This is a genomic window from Polynucleobacter rarus (assembly GCF_003072505.1).
Lineage (GTDB): Bacteria > Pseudomonadota > Gammaproteobacteria > Burkholderiales > Burkholderiaceae > Polynucleobacter > Polynucleobacter rarus.
In genome coordinates this window covers 63,192-80,721 of the sequence record NZ_NTGB01000001.1, presented here as the reverse complement: position 1 = coordinate 80,721, position 17,530 = coordinate 63,192, and the positions used below count along the sequence as shown (strand labels likewise).

Below are 17,530 nucleotides of genomic sequence, written 5' to 3'. Positions count from 1 at the left end.
CCTCACCTTTAACCACAACATTAAAATGAAAAAATTCCAGACAACAATCATCTTAAAATGGGCATTCAATGCCTTCATCTCTATCATTTTTTGCAATTCTGTTACTGGTTTTGCGGCAGAAGCTTACCCAAATCAAACCATTAAATTTGTTGTGCCCTATTCTCCTGGTGGTCTTCCAGATACGGTTGCTAGACAATTAGCTGTTTTACTTGGAGAGCGTTTGGGTCAACCAGTTATCGTCGATAACAAACCAGGTGCCGGCGGAATTATTGCTGGACAAGTTGTAAAATCCTCGCCAGCTGATGGGTATACCTTTTTAGTAACAGACACGATTTCTTATAACACGAGCCATTTATTAAGTTCTAATACTTCCTATGATCCTAGAAAAGATTTCAAACCGATTGCGATTGTCGCCAAAGCTCCTAACTTTTTAGCGATTAGTTCAACTGTTCCGGCAAATAACTTTACTGAATTTTCGACTTATATTAAAGAGCATCCTGGAGTAGTGAACTATGGTTCTTCTGGCATCGGCAGTCCACATCATCTGGCCATGGAAGCATTACGTATATCGCAAAGCTGGGATATCAATCACATCCCTTATAAAGGCTCTTCCCAATCTGTACCTGCTTTAGTTGCTGGACAAGTACAAGCAGTTTTTGCCGCCTACCCTTCTTTAGTTGGCTTTGAAAAAAATGGCAAAGTAAAAATCATTGGCGCTGCTTCTGTAAAACCCTCAAAACTGGCTCCCGAGATTCCTGCTCTTGGAGCCAATATTCCAGGATATGAATATGTTCATACGATTGCTATCTTTGGATTACTAGGCGTACCAAACTCTGTCACCACAAAATTAAATCAAGAATTAAAAGCCCTTGCCGCACAACAGAAGGTAGTCGATAACTTTAAACCGATGGGTATCGAATTCGAAATTTCAGGTCCTGAAGAATCTACTAAATGGGTTAAAGATGAGAGTGATCGCATCAGCAAACTGATGAACGAAGCAAAAATTAAGATGCAATAATCAGCTTTGCAGTTCCTGAATCTCTTCAGGAGCTGCGCCTAGTAATCTCCAGTTGGTACCCTTATCAACGACTTCTTCCCAAGCTTTTAACTGATCTAACGAAATCGTACTTGTTGAGTGATCAAATACAGTTTTACCTTCGCCAGTTGCTTTCGCAGCGGCATGCATTAAACGCCTAAAAGTGACAATCGCTTGATCACTTGCTCCTAATATATCGTGTGAACGATTCGCAATCGGGCCCATGCCTACCCACATAGCAATATCTTGATTCGGAATACCACTAATGCCAGTGTAATTACCCTGCTTCATGAGTTCACGATCTTGCATAAAGTCGTTGCCAAGATGACGACGATTAGTATAGTCAGGATTCAGATCTTCGCCGACAGTTGTTGATAAGAATTTTCTCCAACTTTGGGTACTAGGGACATCTCCTTCACCAAAAGCGATAAAGTGAAAGGCTGTATTTTCATTATCAATCGGTACTATAACGGTTGCGACTCGATAAGAAGTGTTGGGTGGAATCAAACTAATAAACGGTGCTACGTACACGGTAACTCGTACATAGTCATGAGTAGTAGCCTGTTTAATCGGCCGACGAATCGCAGCATAGCGAAAACCAAAATCTGTTTCTTGTATCTCAAATCTTGGAGATTTGTCTGTCGAGGGTCGAAGCCATTGCGTATCAGTAGCTTGGCCAAATTCTACAGGCGCTGGAACCATATCTGATGAATGTAAGCTTGAAGAGTGTGCTGAATCAATTTGTCCCTCTGTAATTTGTGCCCAATTACAGGGGATCTTAATTTTTGAAATACTTACTTTGGTATTTTCATTAGGACAAAAAGGTGGTGGTAAAAACTCTGGAATATTAGCTTGATCACCCATAAATGCCCAAACAAATCCTCCCCACTCTTTTGTTGGGTATGCTTTTTGTTTAATTTTTTGCTTTAGTGGGCTGGCAGATGGCTCAGAGGGCATTTCAAGAATAGTCCCCTCCGCATCCATTTTCCAGCCATGATATAGGCATCTTAGCGCGCACTTTTCATTGCGACCATAGACTAAGGACGCTCCACGATGCGGACAAAACTCTCCCATTAGGCCAACAGTTCCATTGCTATCTCGATAAGCAACTAAGGGCTCACCAAATAGCTTTACCCTAGTTGGCTTGCCATCGATTTCAATCTCTTCACTTAGTAGTGCTGGCACCCAAAATTGACGCATGAGTTTTCCCATGGGCGCATCGCCCTCTACTAAACAAAGTAAATCATTTTCTGCTGGGGTCACTCTTTTCTCCAATTCATATCAATTTTTGTCATTTTTACAAAAAAAGTAAAAATACTTAGGTACCTAAGTTAGAATAGTATAACCTGTAAAAACAGACGTCAATCTTTTTTAATTTGACCCAGATCATCTCTATGAAAAAATATTTGAATTTAGTGGTTCAAGAAAAAACTCCTTTAGAAGGAGATGTGTATCAATTGATTTTGTCCGATCCGACAGGAAATCCATTACCAAGCTTCGAACCAGGTGCTCATGTCGAGGTAATAACACCACAGGGTTTATATCGCCACTACTCCCTCATTGGAACTGGGAATACTCCGCATACTTATGAGCTAGGAGTTAAAAGAATGGCCAATGGCAGAGGTGGTTCAATAGAAATAGTGGACGAACTACTAGTTGGTCAAGAAATTCAGGTCAGTCTTCCAGAAAACTTTTTTAACCTCGAAAATGCCGATGAATATCTTTTTATTGCTGGTGGCATTGGTATCACACCGATTCTGTCAATGATCGAACACCTTCATGAGATCGGACATGATCACTACCATTTAATTTACTGTACTCGCACCTTTGACCAAACACCTTATTTAAATCGACTAAAAAACATCCTGAAACCAGAGCAACTCACTCTGCATCATGATGAAGGCTCACTCTCCAACCAACTTGATTTTTGGCCTTTCCTTGCACAGCCCAAAGATGGGCTCATCTACTGTTGTGGACCTAGTGCCATGATGGAGGATGTTAGAGGAATGACCGGGCATTGGGAGGAAGGCACCGTTCGATTTGAAGATTTTGGCTCAGCACAAACCAAGCCCTCCCTCTCTGCAGAGGATAATTCAGCTTTTGAAGTAAAACATGCTACCAGTGGTCTTATTTATCAGATCCCCGCCAATCAAACGATCCTAGAGTCTCTTCGTGAGCAAGGAATATCTTTACCAAGCTCCTGTGAGAGTGGAACGTGTGGTACCTGCTTAGTAAAATTAGTCGAAGGTGTGGCGGATCATCGTGACTTTATTTTAGATCAGGCAAGACAACAGTCTGAAATACTCATTTGTATTTCTAGGTCAAAATCTCCTGTATTAGTTTTAGACTGGTAAATTATGGTGATGCAAATTAAACCAGCTCTTAAAATTGCGATATGCGGCCTAGGTAGGGCTTTCGTCCTTACTCTACCTTCTCTTCTAAAATACCCTGGTATTGATATCGTGGGAGGTATTGACCCACAAGAAGATACTCGAAATCAATTTACAAAAACTTTATCTCAACCTAGTTTTTCCACATTAGAAGAATTACACCAAGCCATTGATTATGATGCAGTCTATGTAGCAAGTCCTCATCAATTTCATTTGGAGCATGTTTCATTCTTTTTGAAAATAAGAAAAATTGTTCTTTGTGAAAAACCGATGTCGATCACTGTTGCAGATGCGTTGGAAATGGTAAGGCTTTCTGATGAATTTGATACTCCCCTTCTCATCGGCCCTAGCCACAGTTATGACGAATCTATTTTGCAAACGGCGAGAATGATTCATCAAGGAATTTTTGGCCAAGTTCGTATGATACAAATGCTGAACTACACAGATTTTTTATATCGTCCAAGACGCGTAGAAGAATTAGACTCCTCACAAGGCGGTGGGGTCGTGTATAGCCAAGCAGCCCACCACCTAGATATTGCTAGACTTTTAGGTGGAAGCTATGTCAAAACGATTACTGCTCAAACTGGCAACTGGAATCCTAGTCGATCAACAGAAGGTGCTTATGCTGCGCAACTAAAATTTGAAAACGGCTGCTTTGCCTCCTTAACGTATAGTGGTTATGGGCTTTATGACAGCGATGAACTTTGTGGTAATTTTTCAGAGTTAGGCTTTCATAAAAATGAACTAATGACTGGTAAAGCAAAAAAGGCGCTAGAAACGTCTTTAGCAACGGGCTTGTCTGAAGCCGATTTGAAACGGAAAAACTCTAATTTAAAAATGAATCAGGAAATCCAATCGCCTGATACGCATGAACATTTCGGTATGATTTTGGTGAGTTGTGATTCTGCTGATTTAAAAATCATGCCTGATCAATTGTTGATTTATGAAACTCAAGGGATTCGAACAATCCCATTTGCAAAACCCACTATTCCTCGCGAGAACGTCTTTAAAGAACTGCTACAAGTTTGGCAAGGTCACACGGCGTTACATGATGCAAAATGGGGTCTCTCAACGATGGAGCTGGTTGCTGGACTTCTAGAGTCAGCAAAACAGCAAACTATTTACACAACCCATCATCAATCACCAATGCAATTAGATGCTTTACTGAAAGGTTAATCTTGCAAGAAAAAAAAGGGTTAGATAAACACGTTACAGTACCCGAAGACCGTTTAGCACATATAGTCCGTGATGCTGGGCGTCTATATATGCGGTCTCTACAACAACGTTTAGAGTTATATGACATCTCTTTTGGTCATTGGGCGATCCTCAGGGTGCTCTGGGAGGAACAGGGGATTACCCAAAAAGACATTAGTCTTCGGACTGGATTGATGGAACCAACGATTCACCAAGCACTCATTAATCTTGAAAAACAACAAATTATCATACGTGAGCGCGTTAATGGTAATTTAAAAAAATGGCACATCTTTTTAACTAGTGACGGTAAGCAACTTCGAAAAAAATTAGAGCCTCTGGCTTTAGAAGTTAATCAAATAGCTGAAACGAATATCTCGCTCAAAGATTTGGCAGTAACAAGAAAAGTACTGCGTCAAATTATCCATAATCTTGAAGAGTAATCAAACCTTATCATCAAGACAGTTCTAATATCTGAACTAGTTGTACAAATGGAATGATATTTCAGCGTTTTTCAACACTAGTGAATTTTAAAATTTCTACACAATTGGGCCCGTAGGTATTCTAAAATCGAAATAGCACCTCGATCAAAGCTCTTTCGTTCTCTAATTTAAAGAATCACCAGATTCATAATCCAGTTAATATACGAGCATTGAGTAAATATTTCACGAAAAGGAAAAAACATGGTTAATGCTAATGAATACACCCCACCAAAAATCTGGACATGGGAAAAACCTAATGGTGGAAAATTTGCAAGTATTAATCAACCAACCGCCGGATCAAGGTACGAAAAAGAATTGCCAATTGGTCGCCATCCCCTACAGTTATATTCCTTGGGCACACCAAACGGCGTAAAAGTCACAATAATGCTTGAAGAGCTTCTCGCTTTAGGGCACTCTGGGGCTGAGTATGATGCTTGGTTAATTACGATTGTTGATGGCGATCAATTTGGTTCAGATTTTGTCAAAATAAATCCAAATTCGAAAATTCCTGCTCTGCTAGATCGCAGTACACCAACGCCTATTCGTGTTTTCGAATCAGGGTCTATCTTACTTTATCTCGCAGAGAAATTTGATGCTTTCCTACCGAAAGACCTGTCTACTCGTACTGAAACGATGAATTGGCTTTTTTGGCAGATGGGGAGTGCACCATACATAGGGGGCGGATTCGGTCATTTTTATGCTTACGCACCTTACAAAATGGAATATCCAATCGACCGTTTTACGATGGAAGTAAAACGTCAACTTGATGTGCTTGACCAACGTCTAGCAGAAAATGAATATCTTGCCGGATCAGAATACACCATCGCAGATATCGCAGCTTTTCCTTGGCATGGAGCCCTTCTTAAAGGATGGTTGTATGGTGCGGCGGAATTCCTTGGCGCTCATGAGTATTTGAATGTTCAACGATGGGTAGACACCATTTTGGCAAGGCCAGCAGTCAAACGAGGTCGTATGGTTAATCGGACTTCTGGCGATCCATCCGAGCAACTTCGCGAACGTCACGATGCAAGTGATTTTGATAAAAAAGCACTGTAATTAAAGGCCTTCGACCATTACTAATGAGGGTTTTATTTGTGGGTTGTCAAAGACTTGAACACGAGCCAAAGGATCATGAGAACAGAAACCATAAATAGAACTCCACACCAGAGTTTGGAGCTCTAAAGGCTGGCAGTATCGGTTTGTTAGTAAGAATGTAGTAAATAAGTTAAGATTGAACTTAAAGAGGACATTTGATATACTTGTATAGCAAATTAAGGAGGCTTTATGCTTGCGATTAGATTACCCGAAGATATTGAGTTACGACTCGGCGCATTAGCAGCTAAAACTGGACGTACTAAAACTTTTTATGCCCGCGAAGCAATCCTAGAATATTTAGATGATCTGGAAGATCTCTATTTGGCTGAGAAGCGGTTGAACAATATTAAAAATGGCAAAACTAAGACAATCAAACTAAACCAATTGGAGCGTGAACTTGGTTTGGCAGATTGAATTTGACCCAGCAGCAAAGAAAGAATTAGGAAAATTAGACCCACAAATTGCCAAACGAATTCTTCATTTTTTAAAATCTAGACTTGCCAAACATAAGGATCCGAGGGAACTTGGTGAGGCACTAAAAGGTTCCAAACTTGGTGAGTTTTGGAAATACCGCGTTGGTGATTATCGAATCATTGCTAGTATTCAGGACAAAACAGTTTGTATTTTGGTTTTACGTATTGGTGACCGTAAAGAAGTGTACAAATAATATTTGTAAAAAAGTAGTGCCGATACTAATAATCTTGGTAGACATTTAATTAAAGTACGAAAATAAATACATATTTTTAAGCACCTTAATCTTTCCATATATCAAAATATCTATTGGTCCAAAATAGATAGGGATCACAAGTTAGGCGCAAAATGATTAAAGCTAAACATATTACAAACGAGTAATTCATTGATGTACTTTTGACACAACGCCTAAGGACAGAATCGTGACGAAAAAAATATTTGCTTTTACTTTATTACTTAGTTTCTTCATAAGTATTACTACTTTCGCACAAAATGTACCTTCACCAATTCGATTACGGGGAGTGATTGAGCAAGTAGATGCTCAGTCCATTACGATCAAAGAACGTCGGGGAGAAATTATAAAAATAGCGATGCCACCGAATCTAAATATCACAGAGGTCTATCCGATCAAGATGTCAGATATCCAAGAAAATAGCTTTATTGGTACTGCTACCTTGACAAGCTCCTCTGGGCGTTTAGAGGCTTTAGAAGTATTAGTGTTTCCTGAAGTGATGCGCGGCAATGGTGAAGGACATTATGCATGGGACCTCATGCCTGGAAGTATGATGACAAATGCTAATGTGAGCCAATTAAAAACCATCGGTAGTGGGCGTGAATTAAAACTTGAATACAAAGGTGGCAGCCAAGTCGTTTATGTCCCAGAGAGTACTCCGATCGTGACTTTTCGACCAGGTTCGTCCGCTCTTTTAGTTTCCCAAGCAAATGCTATCTTGACCGTGATTGAAAAAGATGGTCAAGTAACCTTACTTCGTATCACTGTCGGAAAAGATGGATTTAAACCACCAATGTAATGCTTATTTGGTGGCGTCACCGCTCTCGATAATGACATTTTCGACAACTCCCGCACCACTGCGACGATACTGTGCAGCCGCCACATACTCAGGAGATTCAAAACACTTCACACCATCTTCAAGTGAGGGGAATTCAATTACCACAAACCGTTGGAAATCTTGAGGTCCTTCCATAATTTGGTATTTCCCTCCCCTTGCTAAAACCTTTCCACCATATTGAGCAATAATGCCAGGAACTAGGTCGGTATATTTTTTGTACTCGACTGGGTCATTAATTTTTGAACGCGCTAACCAATAAGCTGCCATGCTGTCTCCTTTGTTATATAGATCTTGATGATATAAATTTTTTCCAGTTGTTCTCAGTAAATAGATTACTACAAATTTGATTTAACTTAAAAATTCAACTCTAGAGCGATTCAAGCGCTTTCTCATAGTCACAATTTCGTCGGCATTAATCGTCGCTGCAAATTTAAAGTCTATCTCCACAGTGAGTAAGGTTACCTTTCAATAGTGAGCCTTTTTAAAATGCTCAAATCCTTTTTTAATTAGCTTTTCCCTTAAAATACCAACCTATATTCTTGCATAGCGCATAGTTTCAGTATGCAATAATTCATAATTGAAATATTTCGCTGTAAGTGCTTGCAACTCTTTTTTAATACCGGAAAAAAGTTAGGAATCCATAGCGCCCATGGCAATAAACTGGGTAGGCAGTTAGCTAGATTAGATGTTGCAAAAAAATGGGAAGATATGAATCTACCTGGTTGGGGATTGTATCCATTAAAAGATAAGCTAAAGGATCACTATTCAATTTCGGTAAATGGAAATTGGCGTATGATATTTAAATTTGAAGGTGAAGATGTTGTTCTTGTTGATTATCAAGATTATCACTTAAAGAATAGGAATAATGATGACTAAAATGTATAACCCGCCCCACCCAGGCCTTACTCTGAAAGAAGATATTCTTCCAGCGTTAGAACTAACCGTAACAGAAGCCTCAGAACAACTAGGAGTAAATCGCGCAGCTTTTTCTAGGGTGATTAATGGTAAAGCCGGTATTTCTCCAGAAATGGCTCTTCGTATTGAGGCTTGGTTAGGCGAGAAAAATGGAGGTAACGCAAGTGTTTGGCTAGCTTTACAGGCAGCCTATGACTTATGGCAAGTTCGTAAATCTGGACTACCGAAAGTCAAGCATGCATTGATTCCAGTCTTAGCCTAATCAGAGACACTTTTCTATGTTTTATTTACACTGCTCAAAACAATTATTAGATCGAGTCTCTTCAGGCGTCAACGAACCCGCTGGAAAGGGAGACAATATTTTGGGTAATTGGTATGCTAAGGCAATATTTTCAAAACCACAGGTAGCCTTATTTGTAAATGAAAGAACCCTGCTACCAGTGTTAATGCCTCTAGCCCCAGCATCGAACTTAGTAGAGCGATTCCCACAATACCTATTTAAGATCTTGCTATCTCAAGGTGTAAGCGAATCTTTTATACAACAGGAATTAAATCATCTTGAGAAGGTGATTTATTGCAAATCAACTAATCGCAGCATCATTGGTATTTTAAATATGTTCACCTATCACCTAGAAGGTTATCAGTCGATTCATTATTCTAATGATTGGTATGAACTTTCACTGATGATGGCTGATACCCCTTGTGGGCCACTTTATAAAAGCACAATCACACCAGGAAATGCTCTAAGAGAATTTGCTCTCAACGGAACAATTCACTGATTTATAGATCCTGCACCAGCGTTACTTAAAGCAATGCTCTAAAAGACAAAACCCCCACCATTTCTAGTGAGGGTGGATGACTTGAGACATACTTTACACTTTATACTGGACACATTCTTTACAGTTTTTGGCATAAGGAGGGCCAACTTATGCCATGGAATGAAAGTACAAAGATGGATGAAAAGCTGAAATTTGTGTCTAGATTTTTAGATGGTGAGAAGATTTCTTGACTATGTGAAGAGTTTGGTATTTCCCGTGTGACCGGTCATAAAATTTTAGATTAAACTTTTATTAGGGTTTTATCTATGGTTATTTTATGAAAACGATGTTAATTTTGTTAGATAACATTTGTTAAAGGAAAAAAGATGACCCTAAGTAAATTGAGTCGAGTTAAATTCTGTATGCTTTTATTGGTGGCCAATTTCTTGGGAGTGATGAAAATGAGTCATGCAGCTGAGCCCATCACTGAAAAAGTAACATCTTATATTGTTACTTATTTTGAGGTCTACTCTTCTGATATCGTAAAGACAAAACTCTTACTAAAGGAACTTACAGATTCTAGTATCAAAGAAGATGGGAATTTAAGATTTGAGGTGGTTCAGCGAATTGGCCAACCAGACCAATTTGCTATTTTAGAAGCATGGCGAGATATTTCCAGCATGACACAACATCAAAAATCAGAAAAAGTTACTGCTATTAAAGAGAAGTTAAATGTTTTACTGAGAAGTAGCTATGATGAACGCCCTCACTCTGCCCTTCAAGTCGGTAAAGTTATGGTTCCTCATGCTGAACTTAAGAATTCAATTTTTGCAATTACACACGTCGATATAGTTCCAACGATTAAGGATCAAGGAATTGCTCTAGTGAAAGATATCTCAACAATTAGTCCAAAAGATCCAGGAAATATTCGGTTTGAAGCTTTAACTCAAATTAGTCGACCCAACCATATGACAATCGTTGAAATTTGGGCGAATGAGGATGCAATCAAAAATCATGCGTCACAAAAACATAAAAAAGATTTTCGAGTAACCCTAACACCGATGAGTGGAAGTCTTTACGATGAGCGATTTTATAAGCTGATAGATTAAAATTCCTGATGTTTTCCCTATAAAATCAATACTTGTTCTTGTTGTGGCAATATTTCTCCACAGTCCGTAAGGTAAAGTAGGTTTGCGAATTAGAGAATGGATGTGTTCAGTTTTTTCGGTCAATGACCGTGACCTCAATGCGACCAGAAACATTCTTCCGCTTCGGCATGAGCTTGTAGTAGGAGGAATCCCCGTCTTTTAAGGAGGAGAGGATGTCAGGGACTTGAACCCCAGACCAAAGGATAACGATTGGTGTGAGTTTCTCCACTCTCTGGACTATGCCTTCACCAAATGTCAACTACTCGCACTTAGGCGGGCGCCGCATAAGTTTCTACATCTTCAACTGACAAACATCATCAGAAGCTTGGCTCGGCATTGCCATATGTAAATATTGAAATAATCACACTTAGGATTTACTGAATAAAAACCACTATAAAACGTAAAGCGAACAATCATTTATAAATAAAATTATTCGCCATCCAACTTGGTTTAAATATAAATAATCTTATTCAATAAATTGTGGAAATCTTCTTCGTTATCTCCTTGTAGATAGGATTTAATATACGACAAATACTTCCTTTTAAGTCTAGGACTTACCCTTAAATCAAATGGCTAAATAAATGACCCCTGTTAGAATCAATTTATAAAAATAAAAATCATTATCATGCTGATTAAGGGGCAACTAATGCGAATCAAATTTGTAGTCGGTGTTTTGATAACTCTTACGGTATCTTTGGTACAAGCCCAAAATAATCGTCTCGATGAAATAGCTAACGCGATGGGGGCTCAAAGAGTAAATTCTATTGAGTATTCTGGAAAAGGTAATGTCTTTAGTTTTGGTCAGTCCTTTGAACCAGGAGAACGTTGGCCTCGATTCATTCAACGTGAATATACAGCATTAATTAATTACCAACTCCCAAGCTTGAGACTAACTCAAATTCGATCTCAGGGAGAACATCCTCCTCGAGGTGGCGGCGCACAAGCCGTTGCTGCAGACCAAAAAACTGTTCAAGTGGTCAGTGAAAACTACGCCTGGCAAGAGGTTGATGGTCAAATTATTCCAAATAATGGTGCTGTTAAAGATAGGAAACTTCAATTATGGTTGTCGCCACAAGGTGTGATTAAAGCTGCGATCGATAATTCCGGCAAGATGAGTGGGAATATTTTAATTTTTAAAGTGAATAGTACTGAAATTAAAGCAACTATTAACTCTGAAAATCTCGTTGAAAAAGTCGAGTATCTAACTAGTAATGAAGTAATTGGAGACTACCTAGTTGAGGTTTTTTATAAAGACTACCAAAACTTCTCTGGAGTCATGTTTCCCAAACATATAGAACAAAAAGAGGATGGATATCCAACCTTAACAATTGAAATTCAATCCGTTAAAGCAAATCCTCAAACTTCCAATTTGATTCCTGAAATCGTCAAAAATTCTGTAGTTCAACCGCTTAAGATTGCTACTGAAAAAATAAGCGATGGAATTTGGTACCTCACAACCCCTAATGCAAGAAATTGGGTAGTTGATTTAGGTAATGAAGTGGCAGTGGTGGAAGGCTTTACCAGTGAAGCTAGGTCCTTACTTGTTTTAGAAGAGATAAAAAAACTTTTCCCAACGAAGCCATTACGCTACGTTATTAACACACACCATCATTATGATCATTCTGGTGGATTACGCACCTTTGTTGCTAATGGAACTACCATCGTTACCCAAGAAATGAATAAGCCGTTCTTTGAAAAAGCCTGGGCGAGGCCTAGAACCATTGCCCCAGATTTATTATCAAAACACCCTCAAGAAATTCATTTTGATACTGTTTCTGATAAAAAAGTTATTTCTGGTTCTGAAAGAAGTATAGAGCTTTACTATATGAAGGATACTAGTCATGCAAAATATAATTTATTAGTTTTCATCCCCAAAGAGGGGCTTATATATTGGGGTGATGGTTATAATCCTCCTGGAAATAGTCCTCTGGATATTGCTCGAACACCTGAACAAGGAATTGATATTTATCGTGTTATTAAGGCAAACAAACTCGAAGTTAAAACTATTGCTCCCGCTCATGGTTCAGGTCCAAAGCCTTACAACTACTTTTTACAGGGAATGGGATTACCTTTGGAAAATTAACTTTTCTAACAAACTGAGCTAACTGCCCGAAACTTTTCGGTTACTGCTGCTACTTTTTTACTTCAAAACCACACGAAACCGCTATTTACTACACACCATGAAAAACCCCACGTTATGTAGTTTTTTTTGGCACTTTTCACACCACTAAACCATTGAAATCATAACGATGTCCACTACTAGGACCCTTGGTTAAGTCTATTATGAGTTTTTTATACTGTATCTACATATGATTTTCATACCTCTGACCTAGTCTAATTTACCAATTCGCTTGACAACTTCATTCATCTTTACAATATCTTTATCCCAAAAAACTTGGAATTCTGGCTCATCTAAATAAGCGATCGGACTACCCGAATTATTGAGAGCTGTTTTTACTAAATTATCATTGAGGGCTGCTCGTAATGCGTCACGATAACTTTTTACAATTGGTTCTGGGGTGGCTTTAGGCAGAAACAAACCAGTCCATTGGTTGTATTCAACGGCCATACCCAACTCCTTAAAGGATGGCACATCGGGTAAAACTGCTAACCGACCCTCTCCAGAATGAGCTAGGGCTCTTAACTTTCCGCCTTTAATATGCTGAACTACCGTTGAAGGTCCACTAGCAGTTGTCTCTACATCACCGGCTAATACTGCTAATACTGCAGGCCCAGCTCCAGTATAGGGAATATGAACCATAAAGATTTTTTGATCAGCTTTTAACATTTCCATTGGCAGTTGCATCGTTCCATAGTTACCAGATGAGCTGTAATTAAATTTACCTGGCTTCTTACGGGCATCGGCAACAAATTCTTGGATAGTTTTCCATGGTGAATCGGCACGAACGACCATCACAACAGGATCTGAAGTGATTCGACCAATGGGCCTTAGTTGGGACGTTGTGTATGAAACTGGTTTCCCTGCAATGATATCTGTTTCCGGTATGGTTGATACTGAAGACATGGCAAACAGGACGTTATAACCATCAGGCATAGCCTTAGCTACATAAGCATTACCAATGGCGCCGCCAGCTCCAGGGCGGCTTTCCATCACGATTGGTTTTTCTAGAACCTTATTCATCCCTTCAACGACTGGTCTTCCAAACGCTGTAGCAACCCCACCTGGTGGAAATGGAATTGTCATCGAAATTGGTTTAACTGGCCAAGGCTCATTAGCAAAAACATAATTGCATAGCACTAAAGAAAATCGTGGATTCAAGTACGAAGTGCAACACGTTTTACAGACTGCATAAAAACTTCGTTGGGTGTTTTAAAGCCCAATCTTTTTCGTGGTCGGTTATTTAATTGATGTTGAATCATTTTAATCTCCTCTTGAGTTACTGTAGATAATGGTCGCTTTTTTGGGATGTACTGTCTGAGTAGTCCATTGAAGTTTTCATTAGATCCCCTTTGCCAACTTGCAAAGGGATCTGCAAAATAAGTGGTGGATTGAAGCTCACCATCTATCCGTTGATGTTCTGCAAATTCTTTCCCATTATCAAAAGTCATGGTTTTTACGAGTGGCGCGAATGGCTTGAGTTCATGAATGATGGCATTACCTACTAAATCTGATGTTTTATTCGTTACCTTACTAAGAACAGCATAACCACTTTTACGCTCAACGAGGGTGACGATAGCTTGCTTGTGGTTCGATCCAATCACTGTATCGCCTTCCCAATGACCAACCTGTGCTCTTTCTTCAATATGGGCAGGCCGCTCACTAATTGGCCTTCGGCCAATGATCTGGCCACGGCGATCTTGACCACCAGCGTACCGCTTCCGACGCTTCTTTTGACAACGTAATGCTTTCCAAAGGCTTCCACCAGCAGCTTTATCGGCATAAACATGACGATAAATCGTCTCATGACTAATCCCAACCTCGCTGGCTATTTGCTCAGGACTCCACTTCTCATGGAGATAATCTACTGTCTCAGACCACTGTTCAGCGCTAATTCTCCCTGCATTACGAGACCCCAGGGAGCGTTCCTCAGCCAACAAACAGGCTTGTCGAGGTCGATAACCTCGACCCCTGTATTGCGAGCAATCTCTCTGCTAATCGTCGACTTATGACGACCTAGCAACTCGGCAATTTGTTGTTGACTATTTCCGGCTGACATTAAAATATAAATCTGATATCGTTCTTCTTGGCTAAGGTGTTTATAGGTCATGGCTACTTTGACTTGGCGGTCTAGAAGCTTTAGATACTAAATCATCCTTAGCCTCCTCTCATTGTTCAAAGTTGCACTTCGTATTAGAATTCACCAAATATAGTTTATATCTCATTGATCAACTATGGCAAATTATTCATCAATTAATTTTAAAACTGAGATGCTTTTTTTATAAATTGTAAAGATGATTAAAGTGGCTAACCCGCCCCAGCTAGGTTTAACTCTTAAACAAGATATTCTTACAGCATTAGTAAATACCGTAAAGGGGCCTAAGATCAAATTTAGTTTTCATCACTTTTAACACCTCTCTAATCGCTTCAGTTACGGTAAATTTGTGCTACCTTTGACCTTGAAAAATCCCTAAATCAGGGCATCAATAAAGTAAATCTCAACGAGCCAACAAAGGCAACTACTGAAGTAATCACTGGCTTTACTTTACGTTTCCACTAATTCACGATATAACTTCACATACTCACCCACCATCTGATCCGCCGTAAAGTGTTCCCAATAGCGCCCCTCTGCTCTTCGCCCCATCTCTGTAGCCTGTTCTGGATGCTCCCAGAGGTACTGCATTGCTTGACGCAAGGCTAGCGGATCACTTGGTGGAACCACCAACCCTGTTTCATCAGCAATATTAATATATGTCGTACCGGTTCCAATCTCGCTAGAAATCATCGGCTTCCCATACATGGCACCTTCCAGAAGCGAAATACCAAAAGCTTCTGAGCGCAAGTGAGAGGGAAACAATACGCCATAGCAAAGCGTCAACAAAGCAACTTTGTCTTCCTCCGGCAAATGGCCGAAGAAATGGATATTTCGCAGTCCCAATTTTGTGGCATGTGATTTCAGTTCTTCCTCAATTGGGCCGGCACCCACAATCGCGATGGGGTAGTCAATTCCCTGAGCGGCTTCCATCAATATATGTAGCCCCTTGTAGTAACGAATAACGCCGACAAACAAGAAAAACTTTGGACCAATTTTGGAACGCCAATACGCTAACTTCTCTTCGGATGGCACAGGGTAAGTTGTCTTATCCAAACCTATCGGAATCACGCTGACTTTGTTTTTGTAATTTGCTAAGACATTACTTGTCTCAAAGTAATTGGGGGATGTAGCCACGATACGACTCATATCACCCAGAAATTTCCATTTAAGCGGACGATATAACTTCAGTAAGTGCTTCTGGCGAATGATGTCCGAGTGGTAAGTCACTAGGGTAGGTTTCTTTACCCTGCTCGCAAAGTGTATTAAATCCATGAATGGCCAGGGGAAATGGTAATGAATGACATCTGCCTTTTTAGCAAGTTGTACAAACCTTAAAAAAACTGACGCGGAAAAGCCGGTTGACGCGATCTGAACATCGAGTCTGGCCCTATGTGCCAAATAGCCATTAATTTCAATTGTGCGAGGCACACGTTCTGACGTGAGTGACAACACATCCGTCTTGACACCTAACTTATTGGCACCCCGCGCAATCTGGTTGATAACTTGCTCAACGCCTCCCATCGTGTCAGGAAATGACGTTTTATAAAAATGCAGAACTCTCATAACACCCTAAACTTTCCGGTTACCCTTTTTTGGATTTAAACCACACGGCATATGGCTGGGCAAGCCACCACTTCAGTGGTAAGTGACCATAATATTTAAGCACCACAGCCATTGCCTCTTGATAGTGCTGACGGCGCATGGTCTTGGTCTTGGTAGCCTCGTGGTCACGATTTACAGCAACAAAGTCATCTAAAAAATGTAGTTTACCTAGTTGCTTGTATAGGCGCCACCACAAGTCGTAGTCCATCGCCATTTGCAATTGAACATCGACTCCACCTACTGCATCCCATGCCGATCGTCGAATAAGTGTTGCCGGCTGCGAAACAATGCAACGCAACGCTAATCGGCTTTCATCAAACGCCTCAACCCACACTGGAGTCCGCTTGCCCGTTTCTTGAACCACATTCCACGAGCGCCCATAGACTGCTGGAGTCTGAGGGAGGGATTGCAATGCAGCAAGTAACGTTGACAATCCATTTGGTAAAAACCAATCGTCACTATTTAGCCAACATACAAACGGTGCGCTGCCGAGTGCAATACCTTCGTTAATGGCAGCAGCCTGCCCATTATCCACACAGCTACGACTACCGGCCAATTTAGGAGCCCATTTTTTGATAACATCAACAGAGTTATCAGTTGAGCCACCATCCATCACAAAAACCTCTACAGGAACCTGCTGCTGAAAAATAGATGTCAGTGCGTCGTCAAGAAACCTACCTTGATTGAAAGATGGGACAGCGATAGTGACCAATGGGGTCTTATCCATACGTTACGTAACTTCCTTCATTAGAAGGTCTTTATAAGCCTTTGCAATGCTATCGCGCGGCGATATTTTTGCCTGCCACTGCAACAGAGGAATTGTCTTGCCAGGGCTCAATAGTACATAACTGATATGACCACTTCTCTTAGCTTCGTACACTTTGCTTATTAGCGCAGGGGGAACCAAGCTATTTTTCAAGAAATAATTATCGTTAGAGCTATACGGATTGGAGGTCATAGTGGATATATATTCAGAGCCATATTGAAGATTGTAGCTTTCGTGAAGTTTGATACCCACAATTTTAGTAATGTAAAAGGGTTTGTTCGTCGACTCCAAGTTTTCGGTAAGCAAATAATCTCCTTGATCGATTGAGGGTAAACAGCCTGATAGATGTAACTCGCCCCGAAAAACAGTAAATGTAATAAACCAGCTTTAAC

The 17,530-nt window shown here is 40.1% G+C and carries 19 protein-coding genes and 1 pseudogene; 13 read left to right on the top strand and 7 right to left on the bottom strand.

Going from position 1 to position 17,530, the window contains the following annotated elements; genetic code table 11:
• The first annotated feature begins 25 nt into the window (after nt 1–25).
• Nucleotides 26–1,018: a Bug family tripartite tricarboxylate transporter substrate binding protein gene (locus AOC35_RS00360; protein WP_108645237.1), complete on the top strand. Its 993-nt coding sequence runs from the start codon at nt 26–28 to the stop codon at nt 1,016–1,018.
• Here AOC35_RS00360 and AOC35_RS00355 read toward each other — a convergent pair whose 3' ends face one another.
• Complete coding sequence (locus AOC35_RS00355) at nt 1,019–2,299, bottom strand: Rieske 2Fe-2S domain-containing protein (protein WP_245898382.1); 1,281 nt, start codon at nt 2,297–2,299, stop codon at nt 1,019–1,021.
• Nucleotides 2,300–2,430: 131 nt separating this feature from the next.
• Between AOC35_RS00355 and AOC35_RS00350 the strand changes: the two genes are divergently transcribed.
• The 7 genes from AOC35_RS00350 to AOC35_RS00320 all read left to right on the top strand — a co-directional run bounded on the left by AOC35_RS00350 (nt 2,431) and on the right by AOC35_RS00320 (nt 7,696).
• Nucleotides 2,431–3,390, top strand: coding sequence for a PDR/VanB family oxidoreductase (locus tag AOC35_RS00350; RefSeq protein ID WP_108645236.1), 960 nt, complete (start codon nt 2,431–2,433; stop codon nt 3,388–3,390).
• A gap of 3 nt (nt 3,391–3,393) precedes the next feature.
• Entirely contained in the window at nt 3,394–4,602 is a 1,209-nt protein-coding gene (locus AOC35_RS00345; RefSeq protein ID WP_108645235.1) for a Gfo/Idh/MocA family protein, read from the top strand.
• A 2-nt stretch (nt 4,603–4,604) separates the two neighbouring features.
• The gene (locus tag AOC35_RS00340; RefSeq protein WP_159077402.1) at nt 4,605–5,060 is read left to right on the top strand and encodes a MarR family winged helix-turn-helix transcriptional regulator; all 456 of its coding nucleotides are present in this window, start codon (nt 4,605–4,607) and stop codon (nt 5,058–5,060) included.
• 240 nt (nt 5,061–5,300) lie between these two features.
• Nucleotides 5,301–6,155 carry a glutathione-dependent disulfide-bond oxidoreductase gene (gene yghU / locus AOC35_RS00335; protein ID WP_108645233.1) on the top strand — a complete coding sequence of 285 codons (855 nt, stop codon included), beginning with the start codon at nt 5,301–5,303 and terminating at the stop codon, nt 6,153–6,155.
• A 228-nt stretch (nt 6,156–6,383) separates the two neighbouring features.
• Complete coding sequence (gene relB, locus AOC35_RS00330) at nt 6,384–6,608, top strand: type II toxin-antitoxin system RelB family antitoxin (protein WP_108645232.1); 225 nt, start codon at nt 6,384–6,386, stop codon at nt 6,606–6,608.
• A complete protein-coding gene (locus AOC35_RS00325) occupies nt 6,586–6,861 on the top strand; it encodes a type II toxin-antitoxin system RelE family toxin (RefSeq protein ID WP_342749891.1) in 276 nt (91 codons plus the stop codon). The genes relB and AOC35_RS00325 overlap by 23 nt, the downstream gene beginning before the upstream one ends.
• Before the next feature lie 226 nt (nt 6,862–7,087).
• Nucleotides 7,088–7,696 (top strand): hypothetical protein, encoded by a 609-nt coding sequence (locus tag AOC35_RS00320; RefSeq protein WP_108645230.1) that lies wholly within the window; start codon nt 7,088–7,090, stop codon nt 7,694–7,696.
• A 3-nt stretch (nt 7,697–7,699) separates the two neighbouring features.
• Here the strand turns inward: AOC35_RS00320 and AOC35_RS00315 are convergent, their stop codons facing one another.
• Nucleotides 7,700–8,002, bottom strand: a complete 303-nt coding sequence (locus AOC35_RS00315) for a DUF1330 domain-containing protein (RefSeq protein ID WP_108645229.1) — start codon at nt 8,000–8,002, stop codon at nt 7,700–7,702.
• Nucleotides 8,003–8,308: 306 nt separating this feature from the next.
• Between AOC35_RS00315 and AOC35_RS00310 the strand changes: the two genes are divergently transcribed.
• The 5 genes from AOC35_RS00310 (at nt 8,309) to AOC35_RS00290 (ending at nt 12,639) form a co-directional block, all read left to right on the top strand.
• Entirely contained in the window at nt 8,309–8,611 is a 303-nt protein-coding gene (locus AOC35_RS00310; RefSeq protein WP_108645228.1) for a type II toxin-antitoxin system RelE/ParE family toxin, read from the top strand.
• Nucleotides 8,604–8,912: a HigA family addiction module antitoxin gene (locus tag AOC35_RS00305; RefSeq protein ID WP_108645227.1), complete on the top strand. Its 309-nt coding sequence runs from the start codon at nt 8,604–8,606 to the stop codon at nt 8,910–8,912. The genes AOC35_RS00310 and AOC35_RS00305 overlap by 8 nt, the downstream gene beginning before the upstream one ends.
• 16 nt (nt 8,913–8,928) lie before the next feature.
• The gene (locus tag AOC35_RS00300) at nt 8,929–9,429 is read left to right on the top strand and encodes a DUF6933 domain-containing protein (RefSeq protein ID WP_108645226.1); all 501 of its coding nucleotides are present in this window, start codon (nt 8,929–8,931) and stop codon (nt 9,427–9,429) included.
• 365 nt (nt 9,430–9,794) lie between these two features.
• On the top strand, nt 9,795–10,517 hold the full coding sequence (locus tag AOC35_RS00295; protein WP_108645225.1) for a putative quinol monooxygenase: 723 nt from the start codon (nt 9,795–9,797) through the stop codon (nt 10,515–10,517).
• A 685-nt stretch (nt 10,518–11,202) separates the two neighbouring features.
• Nucleotides 11,203–12,639, top strand: coding sequence for an MBL fold metallo-hydrolase (locus AOC35_RS00290; protein ID WP_159077401.1), 1,437 nt, complete (start codon nt 11,203–11,205; stop codon nt 12,637–12,639).
• 246 nt (nt 12,640–12,885) lie between these two features.
• On the opposite strand, the gene AOC35_RS00285 is transcribed toward AOC35_RS00290, so the two are convergent.
• The 5 genes and pseudogenes from AOC35_RS00285 to AOC35_RS00265 form a co-directional block, all read right to left on the bottom strand.
• Nucleotides 12,886–13,836 carry a tripartite tricarboxylate transporter substrate binding protein gene (locus tag AOC35_RS00285; RefSeq protein WP_245898380.1) on the bottom strand — a complete coding sequence of 317 codons (951 nt, stop codon included), beginning with the start codon at nt 13,834–13,836 and terminating at the stop codon, nt 12,886–12,888.
• A pseudogene (locus AOC35_RS00280) lies at nt 13,833–14,785 on the bottom strand (IS30 family transposase). The gene AOC35_RS00285 and the pseudogene AOC35_RS00280 overlap by 4 nt, the downstream one beginning before the upstream one ends.
• A 435-nt stretch (nt 14,786–15,220) precedes the next feature.
• A complete protein-coding gene (locus tag AOC35_RS00275) occupies nt 15,221–16,291 on the bottom strand; it encodes a glycosyltransferase family 4 protein (RefSeq protein WP_342749914.1) in 1,071 nt (356 codons plus the stop codon).
• A gap of 61 nt (nt 16,292–16,352) precedes the next feature.
• On the bottom strand, nt 16,353–17,084 hold the full coding sequence (locus AOC35_RS00270) for a glycosyltransferase family 2 protein (RefSeq protein WP_245898378.1): 732 nt from the start codon (nt 17,082–17,084) through the stop codon (nt 16,353–16,355).
• A gap of 18 nt (nt 17,085–17,102) precedes the next feature.
• On the bottom strand, nt 17,103–17,462 hold the full coding sequence (locus AOC35_RS00265; protein ID WP_281259297.1) for an NAD-dependent epimerase/dehydratase family protein: 360 nt from the start codon (nt 17,460–17,462) through the stop codon (nt 17,103–17,105).
• Between the last annotated feature and the right edge of the window lie 68 nt (nt 17,463–17,530).

Excerpts from the sequence above, each read along its gene's own strand:
- AOC35_RS00295 (WP_108645225.1), top strand. The coding sequence starts at position 9,795 with ATGACCCTAAGTAAATTGAGTCGAGTTAAATTCTGTATGCTTTTATTG.
- AOC35_RS00275 (WP_342749914.1), bottom strand. The coding sequence starts at position 16,291 with ATGGGAGGCGTTGAGCAAGTTATCAACCAGATTGCGCGGGGTGCCAAT.
- AOC35_RS00315 (WP_108645229.1), bottom strand. The coding sequence starts at position 8,002 with ATGGCAGCTTATTGGTTAGCGCGTTCAAAAATTAATGACCCAGTCGAG.
- AOC35_RS00290 (WP_159077401.1), top strand. The coding sequence starts at position 11,203 with ATGCGAATCAAATTTGTAGTCGGTGTTTTGATAACTCTTACGGTATCT.
- AOC35_RS00300 (WP_108645226.1), top strand. The coding sequence starts at position 8,929 with ATGTTTTATTTACACTGCTCAAAACAATTATTAGATCGAGTCTCTTCA.
- AOC35_RS00305 (WP_108645227.1), top strand. The coding sequence starts at position 8,604 with ATGACTAAAATGTATAACCCGCCCCACCCAGGCCTTACTCTGAAAGAA.
- relB (WP_108645232.1), top strand. The coding sequence starts at position 6,384 with ATGCTTGCGATTAGATTACCCGAAGATATTGAGTTACGACTCGGCGCA.
- AOC35_RS00350 (WP_108645236.1), top strand. The coding sequence starts at position 2,431 with ATGAAAAAATATTTGAATTTAGTGGTTCAAGAAAAAACTCCTTTAGAA.
- yghU (WP_108645233.1), top strand. The coding sequence starts at position 5,301 with ATGGTTAATGCTAATGAATACACCCCACCAAAAATCTGGACATGGGAA.
- AOC35_RS00345 (WP_108645235.1), top strand. The coding sequence starts at position 3,394 with ATGGTGATGCAAATTAAACCAGCTCTTAAAATTGCGATATGCGGCCTA.
- AOC35_RS00360 (WP_108645237.1), top strand. The coding sequence starts at position 26 with ATGAAAAAATTCCAGACAACAATCATCTTAAAATGGGCATTCAATGCC.